The following is a 15,227-nucleotide window of genomic DNA, read 5'->3' as shown; positions in this document are numbered from 1 at the left end:
ACATGGCCTACAGGATCGACGGACGGCTGCCCAGCCTGGTGTACGCGCAGGCGTCACCGCGCTCGCAGGGCGGCGAGTCCGTCTTCGACGCCGGTGAGATCAGGGCGGACAACGTGGAGGACTACCTCGCCACGGACGTGGTCACGCAGCGCGCGGAACGGGAACTGGCCGCCGCCGGATTCACCGTCCTCGACAGCTCACCGGCCGGCATCAACATCGCCGGTCCGCCCGAGCTGTACGACCGCTACTTCGAGACCACCCTGATCACGGAGGAACGCGAGGTCATCCAGCCCGGCGCGGTGGAACTGCGCAGGACCCGCACCTTCCTCGACACCGCCCGCGCCGACCGGCCCGGACTGATCTCCACCCGGGGGCTGCCCGCCGCCGAGTTCCTGGAGGGCGTGGCCCTGGAACAGCCGGCCACCACCCTGCACGGCACCGCCGCCCCCGTCCCCAAGCCCGACTACTGGCACCTGACCACCGACATGGTCGCCGAGTACCTGGGCGCCCGCGCCGCCCACGACCAGGGCATCACCGGCGCCGGAGTCCGGCTCGTCATGGTGGACACCGGCTGGGAGCCCCATCCGTACTTCCGGGAACGCGGCCTGCGCGGCACCGTCGTCCTCGGGCCGGGCACCGCCGACCCCGAGGTGGACGAGGACGGGCACGGCACCTGTGAGTCCGCCAACGCCTTCGCGGTCGCGCCCGGCATCGACTTCACCATGGTCAAGGCCAAGGACACCAATCTGCTGGCGGCCTTCAACACCGCGCTCCGGCAGCAGCCGGACATCATCAGCATGAGCCTGGAGTACCACGTCAAGACACCCGAGGAGGCCATCGAGCCCATGCTGGCGGTCGCCGTCTCCCTCGCGGTCCGCTCCGGGGTCGTCGTGGTGTGCGCGGCGGGCAACGGCCACTACGCCTTCCCCGCGCAGCACCCCGGCGTCATCGCCGTCGGCGGGGTCCACCGCGACGAGCACGGCGTGCACCGGGCCTCCGACTACGCGAGCGCCTTCACCAGCACCCTGTTCCTCGGCCGGGTCGTGCCCGACGTGTGCGGCCTGGTCGGGATGCGGCCCGGCGCCACGTACATCCTGCTGCCCGCGCCCCGCGGCTCCAGCATCGACCAGCACCGGGCCGCCAAGCCGTACCCCGACGGCGACGGAACCACCCCCGGCGACGGCTGGGTGGTGCTCAGCGGCACCTCGGCGGCGGCACCCCAAGTCGCCGGAGTCTGCGCCCTGTTGCGGCAGGCCGACCGGGAGCTGACCCCGCGCCGGATCCGCACCCTGCTCCAGGACAGCGCGCTGGACATCGACCAGGGCGCCGGCAACCCGGACACCGGCGGCCTGACCGCCCTCGCCCCCGACGGCACACACCGGTTCAAGCTCGTACGGGCCGACCGGGCGCTGAGCCTGCTCGGCCGCCGGCCGTGAGCAGAACCGGGCCCCGAGGGGTCTCAGGCCCGGCTGTCCGCCGATTCCGCGGTGCGGCGGTACTCCAGCCGCACCGCCTGCATCAGGTCGAACAGCCGCTGGGTGCGGGCCGCGTACGCGCGGGCGGCGAGGCAGACCAGCCACGCCAACGCGCCCAGCAGCAGCGGCACATACACATCCTCCGGCAGCGGCTCGCTGCGCCGGTGGCGGACCAGCACCGCATTACTGACCAGCACCGACACGGTGAACAGCACGCTCGTCAGCAGCAGAACGGGCCGCGCCAGACCGTGCAGCCGGTGCGCCATGGCCACGCCTATGGCGAAGACACCGGGGACCAGGACCGGCAGACCGCGCAGCGCGACCTTGCGGTACACCTCCGAGGGGTCACTGGGGTACTCGCCGCTCCAGTAGCCGAGGCTGCCCAGACCGAGCCAGGTACTCAGCAGGTACAGCAGCCAGAACGCGGCGACCCCGAGCGCCAGCGACAGCGCGACCGTCGTGGCGCTCGGCACGATCCTCGGCAACGGGCCCGTCAGATGGGTGACATGACCGCAGTCGTCGGCGGCCCGGCGGCAGTCGGCGCCGGTCGAGCGGTGCAGCACCGGCACACCGGCCGTGATCAGCGCGGTGAGCACGGCGGCGAGCTGGGCGACCCGCTCGGCGTCCTGCGAGTGCAGCAGCAGCCCCGCCGCGGCGGCGAGGACGGGCGGGATCAGGGCCAGCACACCGGTCGTCCAGACGGCGACAGTGCTCTGGGAGGTGGGCGTCGGCATGGCGCTCCCACGGGTGGGTTCGGGTGCGGGACGCAGCACATGGTCGCCGCCCGCCGCCGCACCGGCCTGAGGCACAGGTCCTCACCCGGCCGGGCGGACCGCCCTCGTACGGCGGGACCGGGACACCGGGAGGATCCATGAGCGAGGGGATCGGCCCCGTCCGCGTGGTCATCGCCGACGACCACCCCATGTTCCGCTACGGCCTCGTCGCCGCCCTGAGTTCGAGCGGTGACGTCGAGGTCGTCGCCGAGGCCGCCGACGGCGACGGCCTGCTCGCCGCCGTCGACCGCACGGCACCCGATGTCGTGGTCACCGACCTCGCCATGCCCGGCCTCGACGGCACCGCCGCCACCCGCGCCCTCGCCGCCCGCCGCCCCGCACCGGCCGTGCTGGTCCTGACGATGCACGAGGACGACGAGGCCCTGTTCGGTGCCCTGCGCGCCGGGGCCAGGGGCTACCTCCTCAAGGACGCCGACAGCACCGAGATCGCCCGCGCCGTCCTCGCCGTCGCCGCGGGCAACGCCGTGTACGGTCGCGCCGTCGCCCGCCGGATCGCCGACTTCTTCACCGGCGCCCACCGCGACTACGCGGCGCAGGTCTTCCCCGAACTGACCGAGCGGGAAAGGGAAGTGCTCGACCTGATCGCCCTCGGTCTGGGCAACCACCAGATCGCGGCGCGGCTGGTGCTGGCCGAGAAGACCGTCCGCAACCATGTCTCGGCGATCCTGTACAAGCTCCAGGTCTCCGACCGGGCCGCGGCGGTGGCCCGCGCCCGCGACGCGGGCCTGGGCGGGCCACCGAAGCGGCCGGACGGACTCAGGCCTCCGGGGCGTCCCCGAAGTCCGGGATCGTGAGGCGGGCCCCGCCCTGCCGGGCCGACTCGTGGGCGATGATGCCCGGCAGGGTGTAGCGCGCGGCGACCCAGGCGTTGACGGACGGCAGGGTGCGGGTGTTGACCGCGGTCACGAAGTCGTCCACCAGGAAGTGATGGCTGCCCTCATGGCCGTTGGGGAGGTTGTCGAACACCCGCGGCAGACGGGCGCGGTCGTGCACCGGGGCCGAACCCGAGGTGAACGCCGCGCGCAGGTCCGGCGCGATGTGCTGCAGCGAGGGGTCGTCCGGCGCCAACGTGGGCTTCGGCTCCAGCAGTTCGCTGATGTCCTCCACCCCGGTCTTGTCCTGCCACAGGGCGACCGTGGCGAGTTGCTCCATGCTCGCCTCCGTGCCGAAGAAGCGGAAACGGGACTCGCGGATGTGCGAGGGGTAGCCGACCCGCCGGAACTCGTTGGTGCGGAACGAGCCGCCGCCCGCGACCTCGAACAGGGCGGTGGCGTTGGAGACGTCGTTGCCGAACTGGCTGCCGTCCTTGTCGAAGACGCCGTCGCCGCGCTCGTCGACGACCCCGATCGCGGAGACGCTCACCGCGTGCGTCTGCCAGGCGCCGAGCACACCGCCGACCGCGTGGGTCGGGTACAGCAGCGGCGGATAGGAGGCGGTGGCCTTCCAGTTCTCGCCGCCGCTGTACTGGTACGCCTCGTAGAAGCCCAGGTCCATGTCGTGGACGTAGTCGCCCTCGGCGTAGAAGAGCCGCCCGAAGGCGCCCTTGGCGATCTGGTTGCGGGCGTGCACGGTCGCCGGGTTGTACTGGCTGGTCTCGCCCATCATGTAGGTCAGTCCGGTCGCCCTGACCGCCTCGATGATCGCGGCGATCTCTTCCGTGGTGATCGCCATCGGGACCGCGGAGTAGACGTGCTTTCCGGCGCTCAGGCCCTGGAGCACCAGCGGGCCGTGGGTCCAGCGCTGGGTGAAGACGGCGACCGCGTCGACCGATGGTGACTCCAGCATCGCCTCGTACGAGGGGAAGGTGCCCGACAGCCCTTCGGCGGCGGCCAGTTGTTCGGCGCGCTCCGGCAGGAGGTCGGTGACGTAGACGTCGCTGACACCGGGGTGGGCCCGGAACAGCTTGGCGAAGCCGCCGGAGAACTGGCCGGCGCCGACGATGCCGAGGGAGAACGTCATGGAGTGAGTGCCTTTCACTGGCCGAGGATGAGATTGATCTGGTCGTTGGTCCTGGACAGGTCGCTCACCGGGGCGCCGTTGGCGTACACGTCCTGCATCGCGGGCCGCATCAGGGCGTACACGTCCGCCGCGTAGTCGGTGACCGGGAAGGAGAAGGTCAGGGAGTCCCGGCGGCCGGTGACCGGTTCGGTGAAGGCGGACACGTCGATGCCCTTCTTCTCGTACGCGGCCACCGCCGCCCGCGTGCCCTCGGGGGTCGCCGGGAAGACGATGCCGTAGCGGCCCACCGTGCGCTGGCACTCGTCGGAGGCCAGGTACTTGACCCATTTGCGGGCGCCGGACTTGTTGTCGGCGTTCTTGGTGATGGAGTCGGCGAGGCCGTTCATCATCGTGGCGCGCTTGCCGGTGGGGCCGGTGGGCGTGAGGGCGGTGCCGACGTCGAGGCCCTTGGTGCCGTAGTACGTGGAGATCATCCACGCGCCGTCGAAGGAGGCCGCGGCCTTGCCGGAGGCGAGCTGGGCGCTGGCCGGGTTGGCGCCGTCGGTGTAGTCGGTGAAGGGCGCGAGATAGCCCTTCTCGGCCAGGCCGAAGTACCAGTCGATCACCTGCTGGAAGGTACGGTCGCCGTACTGGTACTCGGTGCCCCAGCGGGCCTTGTCGGTGTAGTGCCAGCCCGCCGACGCGGTGAACGGGCTCCAGGTGGTCTGCCCGTCGCCGTCCCCGGCGCCACCGGTGGCCAGGCCGTACACCTTGACGTTGTCCTTGTCGAAGCCGGGCTCGTCGCCGCGCCTGCCGTTCTGGTCGACGGTGAGGTGCGCGATCGCCTTCTCGAAGGAGCCGCCGTCCTCGGGGTTCCAGGAGAGGCTGTTGAGCTGCTCGGCGGTGAGGCCGGCCTCCTCCACCATCTTCCGGTTGTAGAAGAGGGCGACGGTGTCCCAGTCCTTCGGGGCGCCGTAGCGACGGCCGTCCTGGCCGGTCCAGTTGGCGGCCAGGCCCTCCTGGTAGGCGGAATCGTCGATGCCCAGGTCGTCCAGGGGCTCCAGGACGTCGAGGTCGGCGAACTGGCCGAACTTCTGGATGTGGTCGGTGAACACGTCCGGCTCGGTGCCCGCGATGAAGCTCGCGGTGAGCTTGGTCCAGTAGTCGGCCCAGCCCATCTGCGTGATCCTGACCTTCAGGCCCGGGTTCTGCCGCTCGAAGTCCTTGGCGCACGCCTGGTAGGCGGGCAGTTGGTTGGCGTCCCAGAGCCAGTACGTCACAGTGCCGGAACCCGATCCGACGCTGTCGCTCTGTCCGCAGCCGGTCACCAGGGACAGGGCCAGCGCTCCGGTGAGGGCCGCGAGGGTGCGTATGCGCATGGTGGTCCCCTTACTTGATGCCGGTGAAGCTGATCGTGCTGACGATGCGGCGCGCGAAGCAGGCGAAGAGCAGCAGCATCGGCAGCGCGGCGATGAGGGTGGCCGCCATCAGCCCGGACCAGTCGTAGCCGGACTGCGGGGTCTGCGCCCGGAAGATCGCCAGCGCCACGGTCAGCACCCGTGAGCTGTCGCTGTAGGACACCATCAGCGGCCAGAAGTAGTCGTTCCAGGCGGTGATGTACGTCAGCACGCCCAGCGTGAGGATCGGGGTGGACGCCATCGGCAGCATCACCCGGAAGAAGATCCGGATCTTCCCGGCCCCGTCGAGCAGGGCGGCCTCCTCCACCTCGCGGGGCACGTTCATGAAGAACTGGCGCAGGAAGAACACCGCGAACGGGGTCATGAGCATCGTCGGCAAGGCGATGCCCAGCAGGTTGTCGACCAGGCCGAGTTCCTTGACGAGCACGAAGTTCGGCAGCAGCGTGAAGATGGTCGGCACCATCAGCCCGGCCAGGAACAGCGCGAACACCTTGTCCCGGCCCCGCCAGCGCAGCCGAGCGAAGGCGTACGCGGCCATCGCGGAGAAGAAGATCTGGCCGACGGTGATCAGGGTGGACACGATGACCGAATTGATCAGATAGCGCCAGAACTTCAGCCCGCCGCCCGCACCGCCCTGCGCGATGGCCTCCTCGGTCGACTGCAGACCGAGGGCCCGTTCGAAGCCGCCGGTGGTCGGATCGACCGGGAGCGGGTTGCCCGGGTCGGCGGCGAGCGCCGAGTTGGAGGAGAGCGCGGTGCGCAGGATCCAGTAGAACGGCAGCAGCGTGATCAGTACGATCGCGGCCATCGCCGACCAGGCCAGGACGCGGCCGGGGGAGAGCCCGCGGCGCCCGGCGGGCCGGGCCTTGGTGGTGGTCGCCGTCGCGGCGGTCATGTCGGTCGCTCCCTTCCGTCAGCCGAGGTCGCTCCGGCCGGCCCGGGTGAGCCGGTACTGGAGGAAAGTGATGGCGCTCAGCACGACGAGCAGGGCCACGGACATCGCGGAGGCGTAGCCGAACTGGAAACGGCCGAACGCGGCGCCGTAGATGTAGTACTGGAGCACGTTGGTGGCGTTGGCGGGACCGCCCGCGGTCGTCACGGTGACCGTGTCGAACACCTGGAAGGAACCGATCACCGTCATGATCAGGACGACCGCGAGGACCGGTCGCAGCAGCGGCAGGGTGATCCGCCGGAACATCCGCCACTCGCTCGCGCCGTCCACCCGCGCCGCCTCGTACATGTCGTTGGGGATCGCCTGCAGCCCCGCGAACAGCAGCAGTGCGGTATAGCCGACATGGCGCCACACATTGATCAGCGCGATCGTCGGGATCGCCCAGGTCTCGTCGGCGAGGAAGGGGATCCGGTCGGCGCCGAGCGCGGCGACGATCTCGTTGCCGATGCCGAGCTGGGTGTCCAGCAGCCACAGCCAGACGATGCCGGCGACGACGTTGGACATCAGATACGGCGTCAGCACGATCCCGCGCAGCATCGCGGACTGCGTGAGCCGTTGCAGGAGCACGGCGATGGCGAGCGCGGCGGCCGTCTGGACGCCGATGTTGATGACGACGTACTCGACGGTCACCGTCAACGAGTCCCAGAAGATGGGGTCGTTGACCATCCGTACGTAGTTGTCCAGACCCACCCACTCGGCCGGGGTGAGCAGATTGAAGCGGGTGAAGCTCAGATACACGCCCCGCAGCGTGGGCCAGAGCAGGAAGACCACGAAGCCCAGCAGGGCCGGGGCCAGGAAGAGCGCGGCCAGCCGGCCGTCGCCCCCCGACTCCCGGGCCCGCGCCCGGTTCGGTCTCGGCCCGGTCCGTGCCTCCCGCGCGCTGCCCAGGGGCAGTCGCGACGGAGGGCTGCTGGAGGCGATGGTCATCAGGAGACTCCCTCGTCCACGGCGGCTCGTCCTCGGGCATTTACTTTTGAGGCGAAAGAATCGACGCGTCAAGGGGTGTGCGAGCATCTTTTCCCGGCCACCCGGACGACCGTAGGATGACCTTGTTGTTTTCATGGTGAAAAAAATGGTGACCCGCACCAGCCGACGAACACCGGCCGAACGAGAGGGCTGAACGACATGACCGCTGCCGTCGCCGACTGGCGTCCGCTGAGCGCGGGGGAGCGCTCGGTGGCGATCGAGGTGCTCCTCGGCGGCCCGCTGTCCCGCACCGAGATCGCCCGCCGGCTGAACCTCTCCGCGGGCAGTCTCACCCGGCTGACCAAACCCCTCATCGAGTCGGGACTGCTGGTCGAGGTGCCCGAGGCGGGCTCGTCGGCCGAGGTGCGCCAGGGCCGCCCCTCCCAGCCCCTCGACGTGGTCGCCGACTCCCGCGCCTTCATCGGCTACAAGATCACCGCGGACATGGTCTACGGCGTCGTCACCACCCTGCGCAGCGAGATCGTCGCCCGCCTCGACCGGCCGCTCACCACCCATGACCCCGCCGAGGTCGCCGATCTGCTGGCGGAGATGACCGACCGGCTGAAGAGCGACTTCCCCCGGCTCGCCGGCGTCGGCATCGGTGTCGGCGGCCTCGTCCAGCGGCGCGCGGTCGTCGCCGAGTCGCCGTTCCTCGGCTGGCGCGACATCCCGCTGGCGGCGCTCGTCCAGGAGCGCACCGCACTGCCCGTCGTCGTCGAGAACGACGTGGCCGCCCTCACCGAGGCCGAGAACTGGTTCGGCTCGGGCCGCGGCCTGGAGCGCTTCGTGGTGCTCACCATCGGCGCCGGACTCGGCTACTCCCTGGTCCTCGGCGGCCGACGGGTGCCCTGCGAGGAGGAGGACCGCGGCTTCGGACGGCACTGGATCATCGACCCGTACGGCCCGCTCACCCCGGACGGCGCCCGCGGCAGCGCCGTGTCGATGCTCACCATCCCCAACATCCGCTACCAGGTGCGGGCGGGCACCGGCCGGGACTGGACGTACGAGGAGATCCTGCGGCTCGCCGCCGCCGGGGACCCGCTGCCCGGCCGCATCGTCGACGAGGCCGCCCGCGCCCTCGGGATCCTGCTCGCGCAGATCTCCAACTTCGTCATGCCGCAGCGGATCCTGCTGGCCGGAGAGGGGGTCGGGCTGATGGACGTGGCGGAGGAGAAGGTGATGCGCACCGTCCGGGAGCACCGGCATCCGCTTGCCGCCCCGCTCGACCTGGAGACCCGGAAGTCGGACTTCCACGACTGGGCGCGCGGCGCCGCCGTGCTCGCGATCCAAGTGCTGGTGCTGGGCGCGACGGAGGCCTGAAAACGGGGGCGGGGGACGCGTGCGAGGAGTGCGGAACCTGACGTATCGGCCAAGATCAGGACGTGATCAGCAACACGGTCCGTTATGTCCGCATTGTGTGTGCTTGCTCACGGCGCCTTCACCTCGGGGCCCGTATGCTTCACGGCATGTCCACGAGTGTTGAACCCGTTTCCGAGAGGTCGGCTGACGAGGTCAACGAGGAGATCCGGGCCTTGTGGCGCCGGGCGGGCGGGACACTGAGCGTCGAGGAGCGCGAGGAGTACCAGCGCCTCGTCATGGAGTGGGCCGCAGCGGCCCCTCAGCCGGTCAAGGCGGCCTGACGCTCCCCGAGGACCGCCGAGCCCTCGAAGACCGCAGTGGGCACCCTGACTTGACGGGTGCCCCCTTCCATTCCCTCACTATCCCCAGGTCGCCGAGTAGTACCGCTGGTACGCCTTGCGGTCCTGCTCCGCCCGGATGAAGCGCGTCGCCGCCAGCGCGACCAGCGACCCCGCGATGATCAGCAGCCCCGGCCCGACATTGCGCGGATCGGCCAGCCGGGCCAGCAGTTGAGCCCCCTCCGCGCCGCCGCCGACCGGCGCCGACGAGCCCGGTGAGGCCGCACCCGGGGCGATCGCGCTCTGCGTGGCCGACGCCGACGGCTGCGGCGCAGCACCCTGCTGCCCGCCGCCCTGCGCCTTCGCCCCGATGAGCTGCACGCCCACCTCGGCCATGGCCTTGGTCACCGGCTGGAAGAAGGTCGTTCCGCCCGACCGGCAGTCACCGCTGCCGCCCGAGGTCACCCCCAGCGCGATGCCCTCCGAGAACAGCGGCCCGCCGCTGTCCCCGGGCTCCGCGCACACGTCGGTCTCGATCAGCCCGGTCACCGTGCCCTCGGGGTAGTTGACCGTCGCGTTGAGCGCGGTCACCGTGCCGTCGCGCAGTCCGCTGGTGGAGCCGCTGCGGAACACCTTCTGCCCGACCGCCGGATCGCTCGCGCCGGTGATCCGCACCCCGCGGTCCCCGCCGATGGCCACCACGTCGGCGCCGTCGCCGGCGTCCCCGTCCTCGTACGCCACCAGCGAGAAGTCACCGCCCGGGAAGCTCCCCTTGACCGTGCTGCCGATCCGCTCGCGGCCCTGGTTGTCGGCGAACCAGAGCGAGCCGTTGGGCCCGCAGTGCCCTGCGGTGAGGATGAAGTCACGCTGCCCGTCGGTGACGTTGAACCCGGCCGAGCAGCGCCCGGCGGTCGACAGGATCGGCAGTGCGCCGTTCAGCCGGGTGGTGAAGGTGCCCTCGGTGCGCTCCATGCGGACGAAACTGCCGATGTCGCCCGCGACGCCGGTCAGTTTCGACCAGTCGGTGGAGGAGACGGTGCTGTCGCCGCGGACCACCACCTGGTTGTTGCGGTAGTCCATCGCCCAGGCCGTCCCGGTCACCCGGGGTGCGGAACGCAGCGTGGCGGTGGCCGACTTCAGCTCGTTCATGCTGTGCGACACCATCTTCGGCTCACCGCCCGCCCGGCGCACCTCGGCCGCGGCCTCCTCGTCGGTCACCGCGACGACCGGCCGCCCGTCGGCGCCGATCCACGTGCCCGCCGTACGGGAGGCGCCGAGCCGCTCGACCAGTCCGGCGCCCGTGTCGGCCGCCGAGCGCACCGTCGCCTCCGGCGCGGTGCCGGGCGGCTCGCTCGCCACCGCCCGGGTCACCATCGCCGAGCCCAGCAGCAGTCCTCCGACGGCCGCCAGCCGTGTCACTCGCCGGACGATCCGTCGTCGTGCGTGCCTCATCCATGGCTCCCGAACCCGAACAGCGCGGTACGAACACCGCGAGGCACTCCCGTAGTTGAGTGCCCCCACTCCATACGTGGCCCGGGGCCCGGGTGTTCACCGGCTCTGCCGGTTGGGTCAACTGCTCTGCTAGGCGGGCGAGTTGACGGTCGCCGAGGGTGCCGCGCGAATGCCGTCGGGCACCCCGAGCAGCGCCCCCGCCGCCGCGTCGCCCCACACCGACGCCGGATCCACGTACGGGCGCAGCAGCGCGGCCAGCACCGGGTCGCCCCGGCCGCCCAGCTCGTCGTCGGCGATCCTGCGGGCGATTCCGGCGAGGAAGTCGGCGAGCTGCACCCGCGGATCGTCCAGCGACACCACCAGCTCGACCCCGGTGAGCCGGACCCCGGCCCGCCGCGCCCGGTGCTCGATCCACTCGATCCGGTCCGGCGTCAGCATGTTCTGCCGGTCGTGCACCAGCCGAACCGCGGCCCCGCCCCGGCTCCAGTGCGCGGCCGTGGCCACGATCGCGGGCAGCAGGGGATTGAGCACGGGGATCAGTGGCGGGCCCGTCAGCAGCTCGGCCCGGTAGGCGTCCGCGCGGGGGCGGGCGGCGGCGAGCCGGTGCAGGGTGTCGGCCACCTCGTCGTCGCCCGACAGGGGCAGCAGGTGGGAGACGGTACGGAAGAAGGCGTCGACCGGGGCCTCGGGCGCGCCCTCGTCACGGACCCGCAGCAGCCGGTTCGCGGCCAGGAGGAACTCCCGCCAGCGCTCCCGCCCGAACAGCCCCGGGCCGCGCCGGTACAGCGGGAGGGCTGCGCCGGGGTCGTCGAGCAGCAGGTCGAGCGCGCGGTCCACCACGAAGTACGCCTTCTCCGTCAGATGGACCGTCGCGGTGCCGTGGATGGGCCCGCCGGGGGCGAGCAGCCACTCCAGGACCGCCCGGTGCTTCTCGCGCAGCAGATGGTTGGCCTTGTACTCGGAGGCGGGGGAGCGGATCCAGTCCCGGATCTGCTGCACGTACTCGGCGGCGTCCGGCACCGGCAGCCGCACACCGGCGTGCGCGAAGACATCGGTGTTGCCGCCGGTGAGGTTCTCGCCGTCCGAGCCCGACTCGTCGCAGCCCACCTCGATCAGCCGGCGTGCCGCCGCTGGTGTCGCGTCCTCGTCGTCACCCGTCACCACGCTGCCCCCTGTCGTGTGCTCAGGGTCCAGCATCGCGCACCAGGGGCCCGCGACGCTCCTGCTTAAACGGCGGTCGATGGCTCCTGCGCAAACCGCGGCCCGTGGCTCCTGCTTAGACTGCGGCCCATGGACGACACGCCGCTGGAGCGGCTCGGTACCGGCCAGTACCTGCTGATCACCAGCTACCGCAAGAACGGCACGCCCGTCCCCACCCCGGTGTGGGTGGTGCGCGACGGCGACGGCCTCGGGGTGTGGACGGTCGCGGACTCCTGGAAGGTCAAGCGCGTCCGGGCCCGTGCCGATGTCCTCGTCGGACCCTGCGACGTGCGCGGACGGCCGACCGGGGAGCAGATCCCGGCCACCGCCGAGATCGCCGACCGGGAGACCACGGCCCGCTACCGCAGGCTCATCGCCCGCAAGTACGGCGTCATGGGCCGTCTGACGCTCCTCGGCAGCCGTATCCGCAGAGGTACGGACGGCACGGTCGGCCTGCGGATCAGGCTCACGCCGTAGGGCCGCCGTGAGCGGGCATCAGGTCCAGGCGCGGTAGGGCTCGTCGACCAGCTGGAACACCGGCTCGCCCCGCACCGGGTCCTTGGCCTGCGACAGACGGACGCGGTCCCCGCTGTGGATGCCGATCGGCGGGCCCATCACCCGGCCGCGCACCACGAACCCCTCGGCCATCTCGACCAGCGACACATTGCGCGCGGCCGGGGTGTTGCGGTGCACCACCGTGGAGTGCCGGACCGTGCCCACGCCCTCGCTGCGCTCCGTACGCAGGTCACTGCCCTGGCACACCGGGCAGAGCAACCGGTGGTACATCGCCGTACCGCACCACGTGCAGCGCTGGAAGAGCATGGCGTCCGAGCTCTCGGCCACCGTGCCGGTCGATTCGAGTACGCCGACCGCGGAGCCGGCGGTCTGACGAGCAACGCTTCCTGAGGGGTGGTACACGCTGTTCAACTCCCTGCGCTCGGCCGGAAACCCACGCGCGCGGGACGGCCGCGCGCAGATGTGCCCGGTCGCCGTGCCACCGTGCACACCCGCAGAGTATGGCACTGAGTGTCAGCCGTAAAGGCACTCCGTACCCTCAATCTGTGGAGGACTCCCGAACGGCCTCGATCTCCCGCACCACCCGCCACAGCGGCGCGTCCCGGCGCGCCACCACGACCAGCACGTCGTCGGCGCGCGTCCCGACCAGCGCCGGGGGCGGGGTGCCGAACGCCGACTGCACAGAGCGCAGCGCGTGGTCCACGGTGACCTCGGCGTCCAGGCGGCCGTCCGAACGCAGCCAGGAGCGCAGCGCGTTGTTGTGCGCGGCGACCACGGCGGCGGCGATCACATCGGCCTGCAGCGTCCCGTCGCGCCGGCCCCTGAAGCGCGCCCGCAGGTACTCGGCGAGGCCCCGCTCGTAGCGCCAGACGACGGACAGCTCGTAGGCCCGCAGGTTCGGCACCTGCTTGGTCAGGCGGTAGCGCTGCACGGAGAACGTCGGGTTCTCCGCGTACATCCGCAGCACCATGCGGGCCGCGTCGCACACCCGCCGAACCGGCTCCTCGTCCCCGGTGCCGGAGGCCAGGAACGCCGTCATGTCCGCCAGACAGCGCTCGTGGTCGGGGAAGACGACGTCCTCCTTGGACGGGAAGTACCGGAAGAACGACCGCCGTCCGACGCCCGCGAGCGACACGATGTCGTCGATCGTCGTCTGCTCGTACCCCCGCTCCAGGAACAGCTCGAAGGCAGCCGCGATCAGCGCCTCCCGCATGGACGGTCGCGTGGCCGCCGCCTCCGCCTTGTCACCGCGGCGGGGCGCCGCACTGCTGGAGCTCATGGTCGGGAACGTAGCACCTGATCACCCGTGATGGCACTCAGTGCAGCGTTTGCGGGGAACTGAGTGCACTTGGCGTGGACAGGAGAAGATGGAACTCCTGCCGTGCGATCACCGGGGGAGCGATGTGCTGGAGTGCGGAGGCCGACCTGGTGGCCGGAGTCGGCATCACCGCCGTCGGCGTGGCCTGCGTCGTGCGCGCCCGCCGCGCCGGCCGCACCCGTGATCTGCCCCTGGCCGCACTGCCGCTGCTGCTGGGCGCACACCAGCTGATCGAGGCCGCGGTCTGGGCGGGCGACGGCGGCACGGGCCCGGCCACCCTCGCCTGGGCGGTCATCGCGCTCCCGCTGCTGCCGCTGTGGGTCCCGGTCGGAGTGGCTCTGGCTGCACCGCCCCGGGCCCGCCCACGACTCCTCGTCCCCCTGATCACCGGGGTCGCCACCGCGGCGGTGCTCTCCTACGTCCTCGCCACGCGCGAGGTGCGCGCCGACATCCGCGGCCACACGGTCGGCTATGTCGTCGGCCTGCCCCACGCCGAACTGCTGATCGCCGCCTATCTGCTCGCCACCGTCGGCTCCCTGCTGCTCTCCCGCGACCGGGCCCTGATCGGGCTCGGTGCGCTCGTGGCGGTGGGTGCGGCGGTCTGCGCGGTGCTGTGGCGGACGGAGTTCGTGTCGACGTGGTGCGCGGTCGCGGCGGCGTGCTCGGTGGTGCTGTGGCGGTGGACGGGCGACAGGGACGCGAGCACGGGGGCGGCGGGGCTCGTACGTTCATGAGAACCGGGGCTCGGGCCGTGCGTCGTACGGTCATGAGAACCGGGGTTCGGGCCGTGCGTCGTACGGTCATGAGAACGGGGGTTCGGGCCGTTCTTCGCACGGCCGGTCGTACGGCCATGAGAGCCGGCCTCCGGCCGCACGAGTCCCCCGCCCCCGCAGGGCCGGGTCAGCCCTCCTTGCCGCGCCCGGTGAGGGCGTCCCGCATCCGGTCGATCATGCCGACGCCCGGTGCCAGCAGCTTGTTGGCGGGCGGAGTGTCCGGAGCCGACGGGTGCGGCCGCGTCGGGGCCGTCTTCTTCGCGCGGCGCACCTTGTCCCCCAGCTCGTCGAGCGCCTCGGGCGGACACGTCCCGCGGAGCTTGACGAACAGCCGCCCCTCCTCGTCCGCGATGTGCGACCGGATCTCCGACATCAGCATGCCGATCAGCCGGTCGAACTCCGGGTCCCCGGCGTCGCAGCCCTCCAGATCCTTCATGAGCCGCTCGGCCTTGGCATGGTCCTGAAGCTCCTCGTCGGCCAGCGCGTCCCCGTCCGGGAGGTGCTCGCGCACGGCCGGGTACAGGTACGCCTCCTCGGCGACCGAGTGCCGGACCAGCTCCATCGTGGCCTGATCCGCGTACGTCTTGCGGTTCTTGTCCCCGGGCGGCAGCGCCTCGATCTTCCCGAACAGTTCCTCGACCTCGCGGTGATCGACCATCAGCTCGTCGATCACGTTTCCACCGTGACCCATGTCCTTCACCTCCAGCAGGCTCGGACGGCGGCCCGGCCGGGCCGCCGCGGACTTCGAGTGCCCGAGGCCGACGTACTCACACAGCCCGCCGGATTCA

The 15,227-nt window shown here is 71.5% G+C and carries 16 protein-coding genes; 6 read left to right on the top strand and 10 right to left on the bottom strand.

What is annotated here, in order from left to right:
• Window positions 1–2 precede the first annotated feature (2 nt).
• Window positions 3–1,436 (top strand): S8 family serine peptidase, encoded by a 1,434-nt coding sequence (locus GA0115233_RS26985; RefSeq protein ID WP_093722905.1) that lies wholly within the window; start codon window positions 3–5, stop codon window positions 1,434–1,436.
• A gap of 23 nt (window positions 1,437–1,459) precedes the next feature.
• Here GA0115233_RS26985 and GA0115233_RS26980 read toward each other — a convergent pair whose 3' ends face one another.
• Window positions 1,460–2,209: a hypothetical protein gene (locus GA0115233_RS26980; protein WP_093722904.1), complete on the bottom strand. Its 750-nt coding sequence runs from the start codon at window positions 2,207–2,209 to the stop codon at window positions 1,460–1,462.
• Window positions 2,210–2,346: 137 nt separating this feature from the next.
• Between GA0115233_RS26980 and GA0115233_RS26975 the strand changes: the two genes are divergently transcribed.
• On the top strand, window positions 2,347–3,063 hold the full coding sequence (locus tag GA0115233_RS26975) for a response regulator transcription factor (protein WP_093722903.1): 717 nt from the start codon (window positions 2,347–2,349) through the stop codon (window positions 3,061–3,063).
• Here GA0115233_RS26975 and GA0115233_RS26970 read toward each other — a convergent pair.
• The 4 genes from GA0115233_RS26970 to GA0115233_RS26955 are packed head-to-tail and all read right to left on the bottom strand — an operon-like array spanning window position 3,026 to window position 7,504.
• Entirely contained in the window at window positions 3,026–4,228 is a 1,203-nt protein-coding gene (locus GA0115233_RS26970) for a Gfo/Idh/MocA family protein (RefSeq protein WP_093722902.1), read from the bottom strand. The genes GA0115233_RS26975 and GA0115233_RS26970 overlap by 38 nt on opposite strands.
• A gap of 14 nt (window positions 4,229–4,242) precedes the next feature.
• Window positions 4,243–5,586, bottom strand: coding sequence for an ABC transporter substrate-binding protein (locus GA0115233_RS26965; protein ID WP_093722901.1), 1,344 nt, complete (start codon window positions 5,584–5,586; stop codon window positions 4,243–4,245).
• 10 nt (window positions 5,587–5,596) lie between these two features.
• Window positions 5,597–6,520 carry a carbohydrate ABC transporter permease gene (locus GA0115233_RS26960; protein ID WP_093722900.1) on the bottom strand — a complete coding sequence of 308 codons (924 nt, stop codon included), beginning with the start codon at window positions 6,518–6,520 and terminating at the stop codon, window positions 5,597–5,599.
• A gap of 18 nt (window positions 6,521–6,538) precedes the next feature.
• The gene (locus GA0115233_RS26955) at window positions 6,539–7,504 is read right to left on the bottom strand and encodes a carbohydrate ABC transporter permease (RefSeq protein ID WP_093722899.1); all 966 of its coding nucleotides are present in this window, start codon (window positions 7,502–7,504) and stop codon (window positions 6,539–6,541) included.
• A gap of 198 nt (window positions 7,505–7,702) precedes the next feature.
• Between GA0115233_RS26955 and GA0115233_RS26950 the strand changes: the two genes are divergently transcribed.
• Together GA0115233_RS26950 and GA0115233_RS26945 are read left to right on the top strand one after the other, a co-directional pair.
• On the top strand, window positions 7,703–8,863 hold the full coding sequence (locus GA0115233_RS26950; RefSeq protein WP_093722898.1) for an ROK family transcriptional regulator: 1,161 nt from the start codon (window positions 7,703–7,705) through the stop codon (window positions 8,861–8,863).
• A gap of 134 nt (window positions 8,864–8,997) precedes the next feature.
• Window positions 8,998–9,183 (top strand): hypothetical protein, encoded by a 186-nt coding sequence (locus GA0115233_RS26945; RefSeq protein WP_093722897.1) that lies wholly within the window; start codon window positions 8,998–9,000, stop codon window positions 9,181–9,183.
• A 78-nt stretch (window positions 9,184–9,261) separates the two neighbouring features.
• On the opposite strand, the gene GA0115233_RS26940 is transcribed toward GA0115233_RS26945, so the two are convergent.
• Window positions 9,262–10,632: a S1 family peptidase gene (locus GA0115233_RS26940; RefSeq protein ID WP_093722896.1), complete on the bottom strand. Its 1,371-nt coding sequence runs from the start codon at window positions 10,630–10,632 to the stop codon at window positions 9,262–9,264.
• A 129-nt stretch (window positions 10,633–10,761) separates the two neighbouring features.
• Window positions 10,762–11,829, bottom strand: coding sequence for a hypothetical protein (locus tag GA0115233_RS26935; RefSeq protein ID WP_255310371.1), 1,068 nt, complete (start codon window positions 11,827–11,829; stop codon window positions 10,762–10,764).
• Between the two features lie 93 nt (window positions 11,830–11,922).
• Between GA0115233_RS26935 and GA0115233_RS26930 the strand changes: the two genes are divergently transcribed.
• Window positions 11,923–12,309, top strand: a complete 387-nt coding sequence (locus GA0115233_RS26930; RefSeq protein WP_093722895.1) for a PPOX class F420-dependent oxidoreductase — start codon at window positions 11,923–11,925, stop codon at window positions 12,307–12,309.
• 18 nt (window positions 12,310–12,327) lie between these two features.
• Here the strand turns inward: GA0115233_RS26930 and GA0115233_RS26925 are convergent, their stop codons facing one another.
• Entirely contained in the window at window positions 12,328–12,750 is a 423-nt protein-coding gene (locus tag GA0115233_RS26925; RefSeq protein WP_093722936.1) for a Zn-ribbon domain-containing OB-fold protein, read from the bottom strand.
• Between the two features lie 136 nt (window positions 12,751–12,886).
• Entirely contained in the window at window positions 12,887–13,627 is a 741-nt protein-coding gene (locus tag GA0115233_RS26920) for a TetR family transcriptional regulator (protein WP_093722894.1), read from the bottom strand.
• 122 nt (window positions 13,628–13,749) lie between these two features.
• Here GA0115233_RS26920 and GA0115233_RS26915 point away from each other — a divergent pair, with 122 nt between their 5' ends.
• On the top strand, window positions 13,750–14,400 hold the full coding sequence (locus GA0115233_RS26915) for a DUF6629 family protein (RefSeq protein ID WP_093722893.1): 651 nt from the start codon (window positions 13,750–13,752) through the stop codon (window positions 14,398–14,400).
• A gap of 166 nt (window positions 14,401–14,566) precedes the next feature.
• On the opposite strand, the gene GA0115233_RS26910 is transcribed toward GA0115233_RS26915, so the two are convergent.
• Complete coding sequence (locus tag GA0115233_RS26910; protein WP_093722935.1) at window positions 14,567–15,130, bottom strand: hemerythrin domain-containing protein; 564 nt, start codon at window positions 15,128–15,130, stop codon at window positions 14,567–14,569.
• Window positions 15,131–15,227: the final 97 nt, after the last annotated feature.

The sequence above is a fragment of the Streptomyces sp. DI166 genome (genome assembly GCF_900091315.1).
Taxonomy (GTDB): domain Bacteria; phylum Actinomycetota; class Actinomycetes; order Streptomycetales; family Streptomycetaceae; genus Streptomyces; species Streptomyces fuscus.
The sequence above is the reverse complement of the archived record's forward strand: the minus strand, read 5'-3'. Positions and strand labels throughout refer to the sequence as shown.